This is a genomic window from Streptomonospora litoralis (assembly GCF_004323735.1).
Classification (GTDB): domain Bacteria; phylum Actinomycetota; class Actinomycetes; order Streptosporangiales; family Streptosporangiaceae; genus Streptomonospora; species Streptomonospora litoralis.
The window spans coordinates 2,299,466-2,318,280 of the sequence record NZ_CP036455.1 but is presented as its reverse complement, the minus strand read 5'-3'; the positions used below and the strand labels follow the sequence as shown (position 1 = coordinate 2,318,280).

The 18,815-nt window shown below is 72.2% G+C and carries 16 protein-coding genes; 4 read left to right on the top strand and 12 right to left on the bottom strand.

The annotated features are described in order from the left end of the window. Positions 1-197 precede the first annotated feature (197 nt). The 4 genes from EKD16_RS10030 to EKD16_RS10015 all read left to right on the top strand — a co-directional run bounded on the left by EKD16_RS10030 (position 198) and on the right by EKD16_RS10015 (position 3,791). The gene (locus tag EKD16_RS10030) at positions 198-584 is read left to right on the top strand and encodes a DUF3870 domain-containing protein (RefSeq protein ID WP_131098140.1); all 387 of its coding nucleotides are present in this window, start codon (positions 198-200) and stop codon (positions 582-584) included. Next, positions 581-1,864: a CaiB/BaiF CoA transferase family protein gene (locus EKD16_RS10025; protein ID WP_131098139.1), complete on the top strand. Its 1,284-nt coding sequence runs from the start codon at positions 581-583 to the stop codon at positions 1,862-1,864. The genes EKD16_RS10030 and EKD16_RS10025 overlap by 4 nt, the downstream gene beginning before the upstream one ends. A 193-nt stretch (positions 1,865-2,057) precedes the next feature. After that, positions 2,058-3,248: an acyl-CoA dehydrogenase family protein gene (locus EKD16_RS10020; protein ID WP_131098138.1), complete on the top strand. Its 1,191-nt coding sequence runs from the start codon at positions 2,058-2,060 to the stop codon at positions 3,246-3,248. A gap of 78 nt (positions 3,249-3,326) precedes the next feature. Then, the gene (locus EKD16_RS10015) at positions 3,327-3,791 is read left to right on the top strand and encodes a nitroreductase/quinone reductase family protein (protein WP_131098137.1); all 465 of its coding nucleotides are present in this window, start codon (positions 3,327-3,329) and stop codon (positions 3,789-3,791) included. 395 nt (positions 3,792-4,186) lie between these two features. On the opposite strand, the gene EKD16_RS10010 is transcribed toward EKD16_RS10015, so the two are convergent. The 12 genes from EKD16_RS10010 to EKD16_RS09955 all read right to left on the bottom strand — a co-directional run bounded on the left by EKD16_RS10010 (position 4,187) and on the right by EKD16_RS09955 (position 18,726). Further along, on the bottom strand, positions 4,187-4,678 hold the full coding sequence (locus tag EKD16_RS10010) for a Uma2 family endonuclease (RefSeq protein WP_131098136.1): 492 nt from the start codon (positions 4,676-4,678) through the stop codon (positions 4,187-4,189). 255 nt (positions 4,679-4,933) lie between these two features. Further along, a complete protein-coding gene (gene metK, locus EKD16_RS10005) occupies positions 4,934-6,127 on the bottom strand; it encodes a methionine adenosyltransferase (RefSeq protein ID WP_131098135.1) in 1,194 nt (397 codons plus the stop codon). 427 nt (positions 6,128-6,554) lie between these two features. Continuing rightward, entirely contained in the window at positions 6,555-7,781 is a 1,227-nt protein-coding gene (coaBC, locus tag EKD16_RS10000) for a bifunctional phosphopantothenoylcysteine decarboxylase/phosphopantothenate--cysteine ligase CoaBC (RefSeq protein ID WP_131098134.1), read from the bottom strand. A gap of 118 nt (positions 7,782-7,899) precedes the next feature. Beyond that, positions 7,900-8,166: a DNA-directed RNA polymerase subunit omega gene (rpoZ, locus tag EKD16_RS09995; protein ID WP_131098133.1), complete on the bottom strand. Its 267-nt coding sequence runs from the start codon at positions 8,164-8,166 to the stop codon at positions 7,900-7,902. A 192-nt stretch (positions 8,167-8,358) separates the two neighbouring features. Continuing rightward, complete coding sequence (gene gmk / locus EKD16_RS09990) at positions 8,359-8,991, bottom strand: guanylate kinase (protein WP_131098132.1); 633 nt, start codon at positions 8,989-8,991, stop codon at positions 8,359-8,361. Between the two features lie 329 nt (positions 8,992-9,320). Beyond that, the gene (mihF, locus tag EKD16_RS09985) at positions 9,321-9,641 is read right to left on the bottom strand and encodes an integration host factor, actinobacterial type (RefSeq protein WP_131098131.1); all 321 of its coding nucleotides are present in this window, start codon (positions 9,639-9,641) and stop codon (positions 9,321-9,323) included. 327 nt (positions 9,642-9,968) lie between these two features. Next, a complete protein-coding gene (gene pyrF / locus EKD16_RS09980; protein WP_131098130.1) occupies positions 9,969-10,670 on the bottom strand; it encodes an orotidine-5'-phosphate decarboxylase in 702 nt (233 codons plus the stop codon). Between the two features lie 284 nt (positions 10,671-10,954). After that, complete coding sequence (locus tag EKD16_RS09975; protein ID WP_131098129.1) at positions 10,955-11,902, bottom strand: dihydroorotate dehydrogenase; 948 nt, start codon at positions 11,900-11,902, stop codon at positions 10,955-10,957. A gap of 2 nt (positions 11,903-11,904) precedes the next feature. After that, entirely contained in the window at positions 11,905-12,810 is a 906-nt protein-coding gene (locus EKD16_RS09970) for a dihydroorotate dehydrogenase electron transfer subunit (RefSeq protein ID WP_131098128.1), read from the bottom strand. A 123-nt stretch (positions 12,811-12,933) separates the two neighbouring features. Next, entirely contained in the window at positions 12,934-16,233 is a 3,300-nt protein-coding gene (gene carB, locus EKD16_RS09965) for a carbamoyl-phosphate synthase large subunit (protein WP_131098127.1), read from the bottom strand. Positions 16,234-16,249: 16 nt separating this feature from the next. Next, positions 16,250-17,395, bottom strand: coding sequence for a glutamine-hydrolyzing carbamoyl-phosphate synthase small subunit (carA, locus tag EKD16_RS09960; RefSeq protein ID WP_207391548.1), 1,146 nt, complete (start codon positions 17,393-17,395; stop codon positions 16,250-16,252). 32 nt (positions 17,396-17,427) lie between these two features. Further along, positions 17,428-18,726, bottom strand: coding sequence for a dihydroorotase (locus EKD16_RS09955; protein ID WP_131102305.1), 1,299 nt, complete (start codon positions 18,724-18,726; stop codon positions 17,428-17,430). Positions 18,727-18,815 lie beyond the last annotated feature (89 nt).

The following is an 18,815-nucleotide window of genomic DNA, read 5'->3' as shown; positions in this document are numbered from 1 at the left end:
CTCGGCGCGCACCGCGGTGGCCTGGGGCGGCCACGCACCGCACGCCGGACCCGATTGACAGCCGAGCGCGGCCGTCGTGGATACTGTGAGGCGTCTGCCCTCCCGCCGAGGGTGTCCGGCTTCCCCCGGCTGCCCCACCAGGCGCGAGACTCCAGTCAACACGGGGTTTTCGCCTGCCCGAAGGGAGGACGTGCGCTGTGCGCAGCAACGACGGGATCCGGCCGCTGCTGGAGGATCCCGGGATCATCCTGGTCTCCGGCTACGCCCGGCTGCCCGACGCCGTGGCGAGCCATTCGCAGTACGAGCGGCTCGGCGTCGTGCTCGCCGTCGACGTGGCCGACGGGAGGATCGTCGCCGCCGACACCACTCTGCTCACCGACCTGGCCAAGGAGTTCTTCCGGGCGCTGGTGGAGGGGCTTTCAGTGACCGAGGACATGGCCGAGATCGTCGAACGTGTGCAGCGGCGCTACGCCGGCCAGTCCGGTGGCGCGCTGGCCACCGCCCTGCGCCGCTGCCTGGAGGCGTTCCACCAGCGGCGCGAGAGCGAAGCGCAGACGCACGATCGGGAAGCGGGGCGCGGATGAGACCGGCCCGGAGCGCGCCGGAGCCGGCCGAAGGCGCGGGCCCGCTGGCGGGGGTGCGCGTAGCCGACCTGTCCCGGGTGCTGGCGGGGCCCTACGCCACGATGCTGCTGGCCGACATGGGCGCCGACGTCGTCAAGATCGAGCATCCCGGCCGCGGCGACGACACACGCGCGTGGGGGCCGCCGTGGGTGGGCGGGGAGGCGAGCTACTTCCTCTCGGTCAACCGCGGGAAGCGCAGCCTGGCCGCGGATCTCAAGGACCCCGAGGTTCGCACCGCGGTGCAGGAGGTGTGCGCGGGCGCCGATGTCGTCGTACAGAACTTCCGTCCGGGGGTGGCCGAACGCCTCGGACTGGGCTACGGCGACGTCAGCGCACGCAATCCCGCCGCGGTCTACTGCTCCATCAGCGGCTTCGGCCCCGAGCACGAACCGGCCCGGCGACCGGGCTTCGACCTCATCGTGCAGGCCGAGAGCGGGTTCATGGCCGCCACCGGCGAACCCGGCGGGCCGCCCACCAAGGCCGGAGTGGCCATCACCGACGTGCTGACCGGGCTCAACGCGGCGGTGTCGGTCCTGGGCGCGCTGGTGCGGGCCCGCGCCACCGGCCGCGGGGAGCACATCAGCGTCTCGCTGATCAACTCCGCGCTCTCCGGCCTGGCCAACGTCACGCAGCAGGCGCTGGTGACCGGCGAAGAACCCGAGCGGGCGGGCAACACCCACGGCTCGATCGTCCCTTATCAGGCGTTTCCCACGGCCGATTCCGACATCGTCGTCGCCGCCGGAAACGACGCACTCTACCGGCGCCTGTGCGAGGTGCTGGGACGCGGCGACCTCGCAGCCGATCCCCGGTTCGCCACCAACCCCGACCGGGTGGCGCACCGCGCCGAACTCGTCGCCGAGATCACCGCGGAACTGCGCCGACGCCCCGCCGCGGACTGGCTGGAGCGCCTGCTGGAGGCCGGGGTTCCCGTCGGCCGGGTCCGCGGCGTGCTCGATGCGCTGCGCAGCGCCCAGCAGGCCGGCGACGACGTGCTGCTGCACGCCGACCACCCCGCGGCGGGGCCGCTGGAGCTGGTACGCGCAGGGTTCCGGATGGGCTCGGCAGCCTCCGGCGGCGAGCGCGCCACCACCGCTCCCCCGCTGCTGGGCGAGCATTCCGCCGCCGTCCTCGGCGAGTTCGGCGTCGGCGCCGACCGCATCGCCCGGCTGGTCGAGCGCGGCACGGTCCATCAGGCGCAGCGCCGGGACGGCGAGTCGGCGCACGCGCCGCCGTCGGACTGATGTTTCCGCGCCGCGAGCCGAAACCCGTGCCGCGAGGCGATCCCGCGGTGTGTGGGCGCCGCCGCGGCGCCGTCCACGATCCGTCCGCGCCCGTCCACTTCCGAAAGAGCCCGCACCGGGTTCCGCGCAGCGCCCGGACGCCGCGCCCACGATCCCGCACTGGAGTTCCGCGCCAGAAGGAGGCATCCGCGAAATGACCGACCGCTTGCGGCCCGAGGCACCCGATCCGCAGGACTTCCTCGCCCTCGACGCCACGTTGTCGGCGGAGGAGACCGACATCCGCGACGCCGTCCGCGCCTTCGCCGACCGTGAACTGCGCCCGCACATCGCCGACTGGTTCGAGGCCGGCACGCTGCCCGACCCGCGCGGTCTGGCCAAGGCGTTCGGCGACCTCGGCGTGCTGGGCATGCACCTGCAGGGCCACGGCTGCGCAGGCACGAACGCGGTCGCCTACGGGATCGCCTGCCGCGAACTGGAGGCGGTCGACTCCGGGCTGCGCAGCTTCGTGTCGGTGCAGGGCTCACTGGCCATGTTCGCCATCCACCGCTTCGGCTCCGAGGAGCAGAAGAGCACCTGGCTCGCGCGCATGGCCGCGGGCGAGGCGATCGGCTGCTTCGGCCTGACCGAACCCGACTCCGGCAGCGATCCCGGCTCGATGCGCACCCGCGCCCGGCGCGACGGCTCGGACTGGGTGCTCGACGGCACCAAGATGTGGATCACCAACGGTTCGGTCGCCGACGTCGCCGTCGTCTGGGCCGCCACCGACGAGGGCGTCCGCGGGTTCGTCGTCCCCACCGACACGCCCGGTTTCACCGCCAATACGGTGCACCGCAAGCTGTCGCTGCGCGCCTCGATCACCTCCGAACTGGTCCTGGAGGGCGTCCGGCTGCCCGCCGACGCGGTGCTGCCGCACTCCGCGGGTCTGGGCTCTCCGCTGTCGTGCCTGAACGAGGCCCGTTTCGGGATCGTCTGGGGCGCGGCGGGAGCGGCGCGCGCCTGCTACGCGGCCGCGCTGGACTACGCCACCACCCGCGAGCAGTTCGGCGGGCCCATCGCCGGCTTCCAGCTCACCCAGCGCAAGCTCGCCGACATGGTCCTCGACGTGAACCAGGCCGGGCTGACCGCACTGCGGATCGGCCGGCTCAAGGACGCCGGCGACTGCCACCGCAACCACATCAGCCTCGGCAAGTTCGGCAACGTCGCGGCCGCACAGCGGGTGGCGAGTAGCGCCCGGTCGGTGCACGGCGCCAACGGCATCACCCTGGAGTACCCGGTGATGCGGCACATGGTGAACCTGGAGACCGTGGCGACCTACGAGGGCACCGAGGAGATCCACGCGCTGAGCATCGGCCAGGCGGTGACGGGGGTCTCGGCGTTCCGGTAGGGGGCCGGGAAGGCGGTGCGAGGTGCGGTCAGTGCGCGCAGGCACCACAATGGGGGCAACCGAGCAAGGGAGAGGTCGATGGCAAACGAGGCCGGCCGCTTTCCCCGCACGCGGCTGTGGCGCACCGCCAACGCCGTCATCGGGGGGTTCATCAGGTACGGCATCAGCCCCGGTGACCTGCGGCTGCTCACCACGCGCGGCAGCAGTTCGGGGTTCCTGCGCACCACGCCCGTCAGCCTGGTCGAGAACGAGCACGGCAGGTACCTCGTCGGCGTCTACGGCGAGTCGGGATGGGTGCGCAACCTCCGCCGCGACGGATTCGCCACGCTGCGCCACGGCGGGTGGATCGAGCTGATCAGCGTCGTCGAATCCGGCCCCGACCGCGCCGCCCCGGTGCTCAAGGACTACCTGGACCACCCCCGCGCGATCATGGTGTCCCAGCAGTTCACCGCCGAACCCGACGCCCCGGTCGAGACGTTCCGGCAGGAGGTCGCCACCCACCCGGTCTTCGAGATCGTGCGGAGTACGACGGTGCGGTTGTAGCCGCCGGGACCGCTGCGGCGTGCGGCCGCCACCGCACGCGGCCTCAGCCCGTGAACAGACGGGCGGCTGTGGCGGTGATGCGAACGAGGGCGTAGCCCAGCAGCAGCGCGACGACGGCCCAGGAGACCACCACCCAGACACCCCTGCCGCGTGAAGGCGCTCCCGGGGCCGCGCCGGAGTCGGCGGGGGCGGCTCGGGTTGGCTGCGCGGTCTTGCTGATCTGCCGGGCGGCGGGTGGTCTTACGGAAAAGCGGCGGCGACGGTGGCAGCGGGGCCAGGCCTGCGCCCACCGCGTCGGGGGCTCGCCGGTGACGGCGGCCGGCGGAGCGGCCCGGCGGCTTCTCCCGTCTACCGTGCACTTATGACCCCGGAAAGCGCATTCCGCGACCATAAGTTCACGATAGGCGCCACAAGACCGCTCGCGGGTCTACAAGCAGGTAGATCGGCATCCCCCACTCGGCGTACAGCGTCGGGAGGATTTCGACGTCCTTCTCGACGCTCCCCTTGGAAACCACCTCGACGACGAATTCGACATCCGCTACGGGCAGCATCGGCCGATCCACATGGAGGGCACTGCGGGTTGTCAGCACGACATCGGGGATGACGAAGTCCCCTTTTCTGATGTCCACTCCAACGGCCGCACCAGCCGTCGTCGGACAGCGATCCGTGCCGGAGAACCGCTCCATCAACTGCTCCATGATCTCATGGGCGATGAGAACATGCATGGGCGCTGCACTCACGTAGATGCGTCCTCCGAGGATCTCCACATTCGAGCCCTCGGGAACAACCATCTGCTCGGCGATCACGCGAACCGGGTCGGCCTCGACCGTGTGCGGGCGCTCGCATAGTTCCATAGCCACGGGCATTCCCTTCTTCTTCCCGTTCACGCTAGCGATGCGGCCCGACCACCGGATGCTACTCGGAGCGACCGGCCGGATACGGCTAATATCGGCGTTTCGCCGCCATCACGCCTGCGACCATGCCAGCGCCCCGCCCGCCGACCACCCTGCGCTTCGCGGAGACCACGCGCACGAAAACGCCCGGCCGCGACCCCGAAAACGGGGCCGCGGCCGGGCGTGCATCAGCGCCGGGCGCCCGCGACCGGGATGGTCAGGGGCGCTCGCCGTCGGATCAGCGGAGCGTCAGGCGCCCGCGGCGGACTTCAGAGCCGCGGCGCGGTCGGTCGACTCCCAGGTGAACCGCTCGTCCTGGCGGCCGAAGTGGCCGTAGGCCGCGGTGCTGGAGTAGATCGGGCGCAGCAGGTTCAGGTCGCGCACGATCGCGGCGGGACGCAGGTCGAAGACCTCGTCCACGGCCTTCTCGATCACCTCGGGGGCCACCTTCTCGGTGCCGAAGGTCTCGATGAAGACGCCGACCGGGTGCGCCTTGCCGATCGCGTAGGCGACCTGCACCTCGGCGCGCTCGGCCAGGCCGGCGGCGACGATGTTCTTGGCGACCCAGCGCGTGGCGTAGGCGGCCGAGCGGTCGACCTTGGACGGGTCCTTGCCGGAGAAGGCACCGCCGCCGTGGCGGGCGTAGCCGCCGTAGGTGTCGACGATGATCTTGCGGCCGGTCAGGCCGGCGTCGCCCATCGGGCCGCCGATCTCGAACCGGCCGGTGGGGTTGACCAGCAGCCGGTAGTCGTCGGACTCAAGCCCGTAGCTCGCGACGATCGGGGCGATGACGTGCTCCTTGATGTCCGGGGAGAGGAGCTCGTCCATGTCGATGTCGGGAGCGTGCTGGCTGGACACGACGACGGTGTCCAGGCGGACCGGCTTCTGGCCCTCGTACTCCACCGTGACCTGGGTCTTGCCGTCGGGACGCAGGTAGGGCACCGTCCCGTTGTGGCGGACCTCGGACAGGCGCTCGGCCAGGGCGTGGGCCAGCTTGATCGGCAGCGGCATGAGCTCGGGGGTCTCGTTGTTCGCGTAGCCGAACATCAGGCCCTGGTCGCCCGCGCCCTGCTTGTCCAGGGCGTCGTCCTCGTTCTCGACACGGGCCTCGTAGGCGGTGTCGACGCCCTGGGCGATGTCCGGGGACTGGGCGTCGATGGAGACCGAGATTCCGCAGGACTGGCCGTCGAAGCCCTTGGCGGAGGAGTCGTACCCGATTTCCAGAATCTTCTGGCGGACGATGTCTTGGATGTCGACGTAGGTCTGAGTGGTGACCTCACCGGCCACGTGTACCTGTCCGGTGGTGATCAGGGTCTCGGCGGCGACGCGGCTGGCCGGGTCGTCCTTGAGCATCGCGTCGAGGATCGCGTCACTGATCTGGTCGGCCATCTTGTCGGGGTGGCCTTCGGTGACCGACTCGGAGGTGAAAAGGCGACGGGACACGTTGAGTGACTCCTTGCAGCGGCTGCTGGCTGACAGTTGTCGGCTCGGCTCGGCCATCACGGAGGGGAAGGGGGTCTCCTCCGTGAAACCGACCGACGCGGTTGGTTTCCCGCACCACTGTAGTGGGACGGTGCTCGGAGCGCTCGGGCGGGCTCGCGGGAGTGGTCGTGTCGCGACCGCCCACAGGGCGGCGCGGCGTCGGCGCGGTGACGCGGAATGCCTACTCAGGCGGCGACCCGCGGCGTGTGACACACGACACAGCCGAATTTCCGATACCGCCCCGATCATGCCGGTGTGCTGGGAATTTCCGTAGCGCAACGCGGAACGGAAAGCTAGACACGCAACACCACTCCACAAAAGGGCCGACGATGCGTCGGCCGGCTCGACCGCCTTTCCCATCACCGAGGGTCATCGTGGGCACGGGGCGCTACGGCCGGGTATGGGCGGGACCCAACCGCGGGGCCACGAGGTCCCAGACGCGGTCGGCCAACTCCTCCTTGGGGCCGTGGGGGATCTCCGTCGCCGACCCGTCCGCGCCCAGGACCACCGCCTGGTTGTCCTCGGTGCCGAAGGCGCGCCCGTCGCCGACCTGGTTCACCACGAGCAGGTCGCAGCCCTTGCGCTCCAGTTTCGCGCGGCCGTACTCCAGCACATTGTCGGTCTCGGCGGCGAATCCCACCACGAGCCGACCGGGGTCGTCGCGCCTGCTCGCCAACTCCGCCAGGATGTCGGGGTTCTCCACCAGTTCGATCGGCGCCGGACCTTCTCCCGTTTTCTTGATCTTTCCGGGCGCGGATTCCGCCGGTCGGAAATCGGCGACGGCCGCCGTCATGATGACGACGTCGGCCGCGGTGCTGTGGGCGAGCGCGGCCTCGCGCATTTCGCGCGCCGACTCCACACGGGTGATCTCGGCGCCCGGAGGATCCGGAAGCGCCACGTTGGCCGAGATGAGATCGACCCGGGCACCGCGGGCGAGTGCGGTGGCGGCGAAGGCGTAGCCCTGGCGGCCCGACGAGCGGTTGCCGATGAATCTGACGGGATCGACGGCCTCGCGGGTGCCGCCGGCGGTGATGAGCACCCGGCGCCCGGAAAGGTCGGCGGGCAGGTCGCGGCGGGCGAGCACGCGGCGCGCGACGGCGTACAGGTCGTCGGGCTCGGGCAGCCGCCCGGGGCCGGTGTCGGCTCCGGTGAGCCGCCCTACGGCCGGGTCGACGACGACGGCGCCGCGCGAGCGCAGTGTGGCGACGTTGGCGCGGGTGGCCGGATGCTCCCACATCTCGGTGTGCATGGCCGGCGCGAAGACGACGGGGCAGCGCGCGGTGAGCAGAGTATTCGTGAGCAGGTCGTCGGCGAGGCCGTTCGCGGCCTTGGCGAGCAGGTCGGCGGTCGCCGGGGCGACGAGCACGAGGTCGGCGCGCCGGCCGATGCGCACGTGCGGCACCTCGTGCACGGAGTCCCAGACACCGGTGGCGACCGGGCGGCCGGAGAGCGCGGACCAGGTGGGCTCGCCCACGAACCGCAGCGCGTCGGCGGTGGGGACGACTCGGACACTGTGCCCGGATTCGGTGAGGCGGCGGAGCAGTTCGCACACCTTGTAGGCGGCGATGCCTGCCCCGACTCCCAGGACGACCTCGGGCCGGTTATCGGTATTCACGAGGCAATTTCAGCAGACGCAAACGCAGCCGCAGATCGCGCACCGCACCGGCGGGGCCGCGTTCCGCTGGGCCGCCGGTGCGGCGGCCGACGGCGGAACACGCCCGCGGGTGTGCGGGTCAGGCGCCCTCGTAGGGCTCCGCGGTGAGGAGTCCGCTCTTGACCTCGCGCAGCGCGATGGACAGGGCCTTCTCCTGCACCTGGGTCTCGACCAGCGGGCCCACGTACTCCAGCAGGCCCTCGCCGAGCTGGGCGTAGTAGGCGTTGATCTGGCGCGCCCGCTTGGCGCTCATGGTGACCAGGCTGTACTTGCTCTCGACGCATTCGAGGAGGTCGTCGATCGGCGGGTTGGTGATGCCTTCGGCGACGGGCTCGGTGCCTGCCACGTGCGTCCCCCTGGAGGGTCGGACGGTCCCCTGCGGAACCTGCGGAATCTGATTCGACTGAAAGGATAGTCGACCGCGCGGGCCGCTACCGACGCCAACGCCGACACGACCACCGAAACCCCGGCCGCCTCGCGGCGCCGCCGGTGCGCGGCTGCGGCCCGGCGATGCGGGCGCGGCGGCCGGCGGAGCGGCCTAGGACAGTGCCGCGGAACCGGCGCCGGAAATCCCGATCAACGCTAGCAGCTCCTCGCGCACGTCGCGCACGGACGTGTTGACGAGGGTGGCGTCGAACTCCTTCTCCGCGGCGAGCTCGACGCGTGCGGTGTCCAGGCGCCGCTGCACGACCTCGGGAGGCTCGGTGCCGCGCCCCGTCAGCCGGCGCACCAGCTCCTCCCAGGAGGGAGGGGCCAGAAACACCTGCAGGGCGTCCGGCATGCTCTCACGCACCTGGCGCGCGCCCTGCAGGTCGATCTCCAGCAGCACCGGCTGCCCCCGGCGCAGCCGCTCCTCGACGGGGGCGCGGGGGGTGCCGTAGCGGTTGCCCGCGAACTGCGCCCACTCCAGCAACTCACCCCGGGCGACCATCCGGTCGAAGCCCGCGTCGTCGGTGAAGTGGTACTCGACACCGTCGGTCTCCGCGGGCCGGGCGGCGCGCGTGGTCACCGAGACCGACAGCCACACCTCCGGGTGCAGCGCGCGGATCTCGCGGACCACGGTGCTCTTGCCGACTCCGGAGGGGCCGGAGAGGACGGTGAGCCGCTGCTCCCGCCCCGCGGGCCGCTCTTCCTCGGCGGAGGCGGCGTGGGCGGCGGAGTCGTTGGACACGTGAGGATCTAACTCTCGATTTCGACGCTCTCGCCGCCGGACGAACGCGCCGGGCCTGCCCGGCGCACGGTGCGCGGGCGGCCGCCTGCTCGGCGGAATTCCGGTGGCGATTGGTCTTTTATACCACCGCTGTGCGGCGGAGACCGCCGATGCGCTGCGCGGGGCCGCCGGCGGCCGCGCCGACGCGACGGTGCCGTTCGGCGCGCCGCCGGTGCCCGCCACCGCGGGGCTGCGGAGGTCGGGGCACCGGCGGCCGCGCCCGGGCCCGCCCGCTGTCAGCGCGGGCGGCCCGAAGTCGCCGTGAAAAACGGCACATCCGCCTTCGAACGCTACTCGGCTCCGCCGAATTCGCGCTCCAGCGCCGAGCGCTGGTTGGCACCCAGCCCTCGGACGCGGCGGGACTCGGCGATGTTCAGCCGCTCCATGATCTGCTTGGCGCGGACTTTGCCGACGCCGGGGAGGGATTCGAGCAGAGCCGAGACCTTCATCTTGCCGATGACGTCGTCGGTCTGTCCGTCGGCGAGAACCTCGGACAGGGAGACGCCGCCGTGCTTCAGGCGGTTCTTGACTTCTGCGCGCTCTTTTCTGGCCTTCGCGGCTTTCTCCAGAGCCGCGGCGCGCTGTTCGGGTGTGAGGGGAGGAAGGGCCACGCCGGGTCACCTCGGTTTTCTCTCGTTTGTAGAGGGCGGACGCCTGCGCAAGTTAGTAGGTTCCGACCCTGTTCGGCAACGCAAAGTCGCCTTTCAAGCGCCATTTCATCAAAGTAATTACCCTTTGTAATTACATGATTGCGCAGAGGTATGAAATTTAGGACTTTCGGCCCGGTTGAAGTTCGGTGCAACCGTACCCGCCGCGACGTCCTCCCCGGACCGCGCAGGTCAGGGAGGTGCAGGGTCGGGCGGGTTTCGGACCTGAACTTTTTCTGGCTGAAAGGTGGCCGCAACCGGTCATCCTGTGGGCCCACGGGGTCGGCGGGATCACGCCGAGGCGGCCTCCGCGCGCCGCAGCGCAGCCGCGATCGAGGCAGCGGCGGCCCCCGGGTCGGCCGCCCGGGTGATCGGGCGGCCGATCACCAGCAGATCGGCTCCGGCCTCGTAGGCCGCCTCGGGCGTCGCCACCCGGGCCTGGTCGCCGTGGTCGGCGCCCGCGGGACGGACTCCCGGGGTGATCAGCGTCACCTCCGGCCCGACCTCCGCGCGCAGCGAGGCGACCTCGTTCGGCGAGCACACCAGTGCGCGGGCGCCCGATTCCACCGCCAGCACCGCCAAGCGCCGCGCGGCGTCGGCAGAGGGGCCGGTGATGCCGACGTCGGCCAGGGCGGCGTCGTCCAGCGACGTCAGGAGCGTCACCGCGGCGATGGTGGTCTGCGGCGCCGCCTCGACCGCGGCGGAGATCATCTCGCGCCCCCCGGCCGCGTGCACGGTCAGGATGGAGGGCTTCAAGCGGGCCAGATTGCGCGCGGCTCCCGCGACGGTGGCGGGGATGTCGTGCAGTTTGAGGTCAAGGAAAACCGAGGTCTTGTTCCCGCCGCGCAGCGTGCCGACCACCTCGGGGCCGTAGCGCAGGTAGAGCTCCAGCCCCACCTTCACCGTGCTGACGTGGGGGGCGACCTCGGAGGCCCAGCGTGCGGCGGTCTCGATGTCGGGTGCGTCGATGGCGACGGCGATGGGCGCTGCCACGGTGGTTCTCCTTCGGCTCGCTGGGGCTGGCAAAGGCGGTTCAGGGTCGTGCGCCGGCTTCGGGCACCGGCGACTGCGGCGCCTGCGGGCGGGGCGTTCGGATGATCGGCGTTGACGCGCTGTCCCGAGCGGTTCCCCGGTGCGGCCGGTTCATGCATGGACGCCGGGAAGCATCCGTCGGCGCCGCTGAGACGGCCGCAGCGGCGCTTTCCGCCCCCGAGCCTAGGCCACGAGGCTGCCCGGGTACCGCGAGCCGCGAGAGGGCCCCTGAGACTCTCCTAGGGTCATCGTCCCAGCGCAGTCCCCGTAGAACGGTGGGCGGCGCCGATGACGTCGGTGACCCGGTCCACACCGCGCTCCTCCAGCAGCTCCTCCAGTTCGCGCAGGATCCGCACGCACGCCGACGGGTCGGCGAAGTTCACCGTGCCCACCGCGACCGCCGAGGCCCCCGCTGCGAGGAACTCCAATGCGTCGGCGCCGGTGCGCACCCCGCCCATGCCGACGATCGGCACGTCCGGCAGCGCCGCGCTCACCTGGTAGACGCAGCCCACGGCGACCGGGCGGATCGCCGGTCCGGAGAGCCCGCCCATGCCCCCGGCCACCGCGGGCCGCAGGGTCAGGGGGTCGACGGACATGCCCCGCAGGCAGTTGACCATGGACAGCCCGTCCGCGCCCGCCTCCGCGCACGCCCCCGCCAGGCCCACCGGATCGGGGACGTCGGCGGCCAGCTTGGCCAGGACCGGCACCTGCGGGTCGGCGGCGGCGCGCACGGCCCGCACCACCCGCGCCGCCGCGCCGGCGTCGTCGGTGAAGTGGCGCCCCTGCCCGGCCGGGTCGGCGCAGGAGAGGTTCACCTCGATCACGGCGACCCCCGCAGAGGCGGGCAGCCGCCGGGCCACTTCGGCGTACTCGTCGGCCGCTCCCCCGGCCACCGACACCACGGTGGTCCCGCCGCGCGCCTGTAGCCAGGGCAGGTCGCGCTGCAGGAAGACCTCGATGCCCGGCCCCTGCAGCCCGATCGCGCTGAGCATGCCGGAGGGGGTCTCGGCCATGCGGGGCGCGGGCCGCCCCGCCCGCGGTTGCAGCATCACCGACTTGGTCGCCACGGCGCCGAGCCGCGCGATGTCGTAGAAGCGGGCGAGCTCGCGCCCGGTGCCGGCGCACCCGGCGGCCGCCATGACGGGGTTGGCCAGCTCCAGTGCGCCCAGGCGGGTGCGCAGGTCGGGGTTCATGCTCAGCCGGCCTCCCGCTCAGCGGCCCCGCCCGCAGCGGTGTCCTCGGCGCGGGCCTTCCATCCGGGTGCGCCCAGTGCGTCGAAGGGGATGGTGCCCACGTCGCCGAAGCGGACCCGTTCGGCGCGGAAGACCGGGCCGTCGACGCAGGCACGCGCCATCCGGGTGATCCCGTCCTCGCCGACCACCGGAATGACGCAGCTCATGCACATGCCCGTACCGCAGGCCATGGCCTCCTCCACCGCGACCTGGGCGGGGATCCCCATGCGCGCGGCCGCGGCGGCCACGCCGCCCAGCATCGGCATCGGCCCGCAGGCGTAGACGACGTCGGAGCGGGCGTCGGCGGCGACCCGCTCCAGAGCGTCGGTGACCCGACCGCGCACGCCGAAGGAGCCGTCGTCGGTGGTGAAGGTGGCGGTCTCGGCGATCCGGCGGGCGCTGATCGCCGAGAAGACGCGGTCGGCGGAGGCGGCGCCCAGCACGAAGTCCACCCGGCAGCCCCGCCGCCGCAGCGCGTGCGCCAGCGGGAACAGCGGCGCCGCGCCCGAGCCGCCGCCCACCAGCAGGCAGTTGACGGGGTCGCGCGGCAGCGGGAAGGGGCGGCCCAGCGGCCCGACGACGTCGATCAGGTCGCGGGAGCGGCGCTCGGCCAGCCACGCGGTTCCGGCGCCGCGCACCGCGAACAGGAACTCGACGGTGCCGCCGTAGTCGGGTTTGACGTCGTGGATGGCGAAGGGGCGGCGCAGCAGCATGCTCGACTGGTCGCCGCCCACCGCCACCGAGAGGAACTGGCCCGAGCGGAACCGCTCGGCGATCTGCGGCGCCACCACCGTGATGGCGTGGTAGGCGTCGACACGGCGCACGGTCAGCACAGGGCTGCGTGTCTGCACCGGCCCGTTGTCACTCACTCGGTTGCCCCGCCTCGATCCGCTCGGCTGCGCGGACTCACCGGCCCGCGCCCGGCCCCCACCGGCCGCCTGTGCGGCGGCCGGACCCTGCCCCGCCGCGCGGACGCCCCCGCGCGCGGGGGCTCAGTCCGCTCCCCCGCGCAGGGCGGCGGCGTGCTCCTGCAGGGAGCGCACGCCGATGTCGCCCCGCACCAGGGCCTCGATGCCCTCGACCGCCGCGGCCAGCCCCTGCACCGTGGTGACGCTGGGCACACCGCGCACGACCGCCGCGGTGCGGATCTCGTAGCCGTCCAAGCGGGGGCCGGACTGGCCGGCGCTGCCGAAGGGCGTGTTGACGATGAGGTCCACACCGCCTTGGTGGATGAGTTGCACGATAGTGGGTTCGCCGGCCGGTCCGGGACCTTCGCTGTGCTTGCGCACCACTCGGGCGGCCACACCATGGCGCCGCAGCACCCAGGCGGTGCCCTCGGTCGCCAGGATCTCGAAGCCGAGGTCGGCCAGCCGCTTGAGGGGGAAGACCATGGTGCGCTTGTCGCGGTTGGCCACCGAGACGAACACCGTGCCCGAGGTCGGCAGCGAGCCGTAGGCCGCCAGTTGGGACTTGGCGTAGGCGGAGCCGAACTCGGTGTCCAGGCCCATCACCTCGCCGGTGGAGCGCATCTCCGGGCCCAGCACGGTGTCCACCCCCTCGCCGTGGCGGTCGATGAAGCGGTTGAAGGGCAGCACCGCCTCCTTGACCGAGACGGGGGCGTCCATGGGCAGCGTGCCGCCGTCGCCCTCGGCCGGCAGCAGGCCCTCGGCCCGCAGCTCGGGCACGGTCGCGCCCAGCATCACCCGCGCGGCGGCCTTGGCCAGCGGAACGGCGGTCGCCTTGGAGACGAACGGCACGGTGCGCGAGGCGCGGGGGTTGGCCTCCAGGACGTAGAGGACGCCCGAGGCGAGCGCGTACTGCACGTTCAGCAGCCCGCGCACCCCGGTGCCGCGGGCGATGGCCTCGGTGGAGTAGCGGATGCGCTCGAAGTCCTCGCGGCCCAGCGTCACCGCCGGCAGGGCGCAGGCGGAGTCGCCGGAGTGGATGCCGGCCTCCTCGATGTGCTCCATGATCCCGCCGAGGTAGAGGTCGGTGCCGTCGTAGACGGCGTCGACGTCGATCTCGATGGCGTCGTCGAGGAACCGGTCGATGAGCACCGGATAGTCCGGGCTCACTTCGGCGTTGCGCTCGATGTAGTCGGCCAGCATCGCCTCGTCGTAGACGATCTCCATGCCGCGCCCGCCCAGCACGTAGGAGGGGCGCACCATCACGGGGTAGCCGATCTCGGCGGCGACCTCGCGGGCTCCGGCGAAGGAGTGGGCGGTGCCGTGCTTGGGTGCGGGCAGCCCCGCGCCGGCCAGCACCTTGCCGAACTCGCCGCGGTCCTCCGCGAGGTCGATGGCCTCGGGGCTGGTGCCGACGATGGGCACCCCGGCCGCCTTGAGGCCGCGCGCCAGCCCCAGCGGCGTCTGGCCGCCGAGCTGGACGACGACGCCGGCCACCTCGCCGGTGGCGCGCTCGGCGCGGACGACCTCCAGCACGTCCTCCAGGGTCAGCGGCTCGAAGTAGAGGCGGTCGCTGGTGTCGTAGTCGGTGGAGACGGTCTCGGGGTTGCAGTTGACCATGACGGTCTCGTAGCCCGCCTCCGACAGCGCGAAGGAGGCGTGCACGCAGCTGTAGTCGAACTCGACGCCCTGGCCGATGCGGTTGGGGCCCGACCCCAGGATGACGACCTTGGGGCGGGTGCCCTTGGGGACCTCGGTCTCCTCGTCGTAGCTGGAGTACAGGTAGGGCGTCTGGGCGGCGAACTCGGCGGCGCAGGTGTCGACGGTCAGATAGACCGGGTGGACGCCCAGCGCGTAGCGCAGCTCGCGCACCACCTCTTCGCTCTTGCCGGTGATCTCGCCGATCTGCAGGTCGGAGAAGCCGATGCGCTTGGCCGCGCGCAGCCGCCCGGCGTCGAGCCGGCCGCCGGCCAGCTCGCGGGCGGTCTCCTCCAGCAGCAGCAGCTGGTCGAGGAACCAGGGGTCGATTCCGGTGGAGGCGTTCAGCTCGGCCACGGTGGCGCCGGCGCGCAGCGCCTGCTGCATGCGGCGCAGCCGCAGCTCGCCAGGGGTGGCCGACGCCCGCACCAGCTCGTCCTTGTCGCCGGGCTCGCCGGCCCAGGTGAGGCCGACGCCGTTCTTCTCCACCGAGCGCATGGCCTTCTGCAGCGCCTCGGGGAAGGAGCGGCCGATGGCCATGGCCTCGCCGACCGACTTCATCGTGGTGGTCAGCGCCGGGTCGGCACCGGGGAACTTCTCGAAGGCGAACCGCGGCACCTTGACCACGACGTAGTCGAGGCTCGGCTCGAAGCTGGCCGGGGTCTCGGCGGTGATGTCGTTGGGGATCTCGTCGAGGGTGTAGCCGACGGCGAGCTTGGCAGCGATCTTGGCGATGGGGAACCCGGTGGCCTTGGAGGCCAGTGCCGAGGAGCGGGAGACGCGCGGGTTCATCTCGATGACGATCATCCGCCCGGTCTCGGGGTGCACGGCGAACTGGATGTTGCAGCCGCCGGTGTCGACGCCGACCTCGCGGATGACCGCGATACCCACGTCGCGCATGTGCTGGTACTCGCGGTCGGTCAGCGTCATGGCCGGCGCCACCGTGACGGAGTCGCCGGTGTGCACGCCCATGGGGTCGAAGTTCTCGATGGAGCAGACGACGACCACGTTGTCGTTGCCGTCGCGCATCAGCTCCAGCTCGTACTCCTTCCAGCCGAGGATGGACTCCTCCAGCAGGACCTCGGTGACCGGCGAGAGCGCGAGCCCCTGGCCGGCGATGCGGCGCAGCTGCTTCTCGTCGTGGGCGAAGCCGGAGCCGGAGCCGCCCATGGTGAAGGAGGGCCGGACCACGACCGGGTAGCTCAGCTCCTCGGCCGCCTCCAGGCACTGATCGAGCGTGTGGCAGATGCGCGAGCGCGCGGACTCGCCGCCGATCCGCTCGACGATGCCCTTGAAGGTCTCGCGGTCCTCGCCGGACTGGATGGCCTCGACGTTGGCGCCGATCAGCTCGACGCTGTACTTGGCCAGCACGCCCGAGTCGTGCAGCGCGACGGCGGTGTTGAGCGCGGTCTGCCCGCCCAGGGTGGGCAGCAGCGCGTCGGGGCGCTCCTTGGCGATGATCTTCTCGACCATCCCCGGGGTGATCGGCTCGACGTAGGTGGCGTCGGCGATCTCGGGGTCGGTCATGATCGTGGCCGGATTGGAGTTGACCAGGATGACGCGCAGGCCCTCGGCCTTGAGCACGCGGCACGCCTGCGTTCCGGAGTAGTCGAACTCCGCGGCCTGGCCGATCACGATCGGCCCGGATCCGATCACGAGGACGGACTTCAGGTCACTACGGCGCGGCATGTGTGGATCCCCCGGCTTACGACTGGACGGGCTCGGCCGGCCGGCCGGAGCTGCTGGACGGGTCGGATGAGGCGGCCATGAGGTCGCAGAACGCGTCGAAGTGCGCGGCGGCGTCGTGCGGTCCGGCGGCGGCCTCGGGGTGGTACTGGACGCTGAAGGCGGGCCGGTCGAGCAGCCGCAGGCCTTCGACGACGTTGTCGTTGAGGTCGACGTGGCTGACCTCGGCGCGACCGTAGGGGGTCTCGAAGGGCCCGTCGGCGGGTGCGTCGACGGCGAAGCCGTGGTTGTGGCTGGTGATGTGCACCCGCTTGGTGTGCACGTCCTGCACCGGCTGGTTGACGCCGCGGTGGCCGAAGGGCAGCTTGAAGGTGCCCAGATCCAGTGCGCGGCCCAGGATCTGGTTGCCGAAGCAGATACCGAACAGCGGGGTGCGCGACTCCAGCACGGCGCGCATCAGGGCCACCGGTTTCTCGGCGGTCGCGGGGTCGCCGGGGCCGTTGCTGAAGAACACGCCGTCGGGCTCCAGGGCGAGGATCGCCTCGGCGGTGGTGTCGGCGGGCAGCACGGTGACTTCGCAGCCGCGCTCGGCCAGGCGCTGGGGCGTCATCGCCTTGATGCCGAGATCGACGGCGGCGACGCGGAAGCGGGCGGGCACGCCCTCGGGCGGGCGGACGGTGTAGGGCTCGGTCGTGGTGACCTCGCCGGCCAGGTCCGCGCCGGCCATCTGCGGGCTGGCCAGGACGCGCTCGCGCAGCCGCTCGGGGTCGGTCTCGACGGTGCTGATGGCGGCCCGCATGGCGCCGCGGTCGCGCAGGTGGCGGGTTAGGGCGCGGGTGCCGTCCAGCGCGATGCCCACGACGTCCTGGCGCTGCAGCTCCTCGTCCAGCGTGCGCCGGGCGCGCCAGTTGGAGGCGACGCGGGCGGGCTCGCGGACGACGTAGCCCGAGACCCAGATGCGCCCGGACTCGGGGTCGTCGTCGTTGACGCCGGTGTTGCCGATGTGCGGGGCCGTCATGACGACGATCTGCCGGTGGTAGGACGGGTCGGTGAGCGTCTCCTGGTAGCCCGTCATGCCGGTGTTGAAGACGATCTCGCCGAGGGTCTCCCCCTGCGCGCCGAAGGACCGGCCGCGGAAGGCGCGCCCGTCCTCCAGAACCAGGATGGCGTCGGCGTGGCCGGAGGCTGCTGGTGGAGTCACTTGATCTTCCCATCGAGAACCGTGGGGATGCCGCGCAGGAACGTCGCCTGGATGCGGCCGGGCAGGCGCATGCCCCGGTAGGGGGTGTTCGCGCTCTTGGAGACCAGGGCCGCCGGGTCGATTTCCGAAGCGGTGTCCGCGTCATACAGCGTAACGTTGGCGGGCTCGCCGGGGGCGATGGGACGCCCGTGACCTGCGAGACGTCCGATGCGAGCCGGAAGGGCCGACATCCGGTGGGCCAGCTGGGCCCAGTCGAGCAGGCCGGTGTCGACCATGGTGTGCTGGACGACCGAGAGCGCGGTCTCCAGCCCGAGCATGCCCATCGCCGCGGTGGCCCACTCGGTCTCCTTGGCCTCGGCCGGGTGCGGCGCGTGGTCGGTGGCGACGATGTCGACGGTGCCGTCGGCCAGGCCCTCGCGCAGCGCGTGCACGTCCTCGGCGGTGCGCAGCGGCGGGTTGACCTTGTAGGCGGGGTCGTAGCTCTCGGCGAGGTCGTCGGTCAGCAGCAGGTGGTGCGGAGTGACCTCGGCGGTGACGTCGCAGCCGCGGCTCTTGGCCCAGCGCAGGATCTGCACCGAGCCCTTGGTGGAGACGTGGCAGACGTGCAGCCGCGAGCCGACGTGCTCGGTGAGCAGGCAGTCGCGGGCGATGACGGCCTCCTCGGCCACGGCCGGCCAGCCCGCAAGGCCCAGCCGGTCGGAGACCACGCCCTCGTTCATCTGGGCGTTCTCGGTGAGCCGGGGCTCCTGGGCGTGCTGGGCGACCACTCCGTCGAACGCCTTGACGTACTCCAGGGCGCGGCGCATCAGCAGCGCGTCGGAGACGCACCTGCCGTCGTCGGAGAAGACGCGCACCCCGGCCGCGGAGTCGGCCATGGCGCCCAGTTCGGCCAGCTGGACGCCGCCGAGCCCGCGGGTGACCGCGCCCACGGGCTGCACGTCGCAGTGGCCGGATTCGCGGCCCAGGCGCCAGACCTGCTCGACCACGCCGGCGGTGTCGGCGACGGGGTCGGTGTTGGCCATGGCGTGCACGGCGGTGTAGCCGCCCGCGGCGGCGGCGCGGGCGCCGCCGGCCACGGTCTCGGCGTCCTCGCGGCCGGGCTCGCGCAGGTGGGTGTGCAGGTCGACCAGTCCGGGCAGGGCGACGAGCCCGGCGGCGTCGACGACGGCGGCATCGGCCGCGCTGATTCGGGGGCCGACCTCGGCCACGGCGCCGTCGCGGATCAGGATGTCGGCCGGCTCGCCCCCGGCGATGCGGGCGCCGCGGATCAGGTAGGCGGCGCTGCTCTGGGTCATCTCTTCCATCGCTTCTTTGTCAGTGGTTGCGGTGCGGGCGGGCGCGGGCCGCGGCCCCCGCGGCGTGGGACGCGGGGCACGGGGCGCGC

Excerpts from the sequence above, each read along its gene's own strand:
- EKD16_RS10015 (WP_131098137.1), top strand. The coding sequence starts at position 3,327 with ATGGCAAACGAGGCCGGCCGCTTTCCCCGCACGCGGCTGTGGCGCACC.
- EKD16_RS09955 (WP_131102305.1), bottom strand. The coding sequence starts at position 18,726 with ATGACCCAGAGCAGCGCCGCCTACCTGATCCGCGGCGCCCGCATCGCC.
- EKD16_RS09975 (WP_131098129.1), bottom strand. The coding sequence starts at position 11,902 with ATGAACCCCGACCTGCGCACCCGCCTGGGCGCACTGGAGCTGGCCAAC.
- EKD16_RS10025 (WP_131098139.1), top strand. The coding sequence starts at position 581 with ATGAGACCGGCCCGGAGCGCGCCGGAGCCGGCCGAAGGCGCGGGCCCG.
- carB (WP_131098127.1), bottom strand. The coding sequence starts at position 16,233 with ATGCCGCGCCGTAGTGACCTGAAGTCCGTCCTCGTGATCGGATCCGGG.
- EKD16_RS10020 (WP_131098138.1), top strand. The coding sequence starts at position 2,058 with ATGACCGACCGCTTGCGGCCCGAGGCACCCGATCCGCAGGACTTCCTC.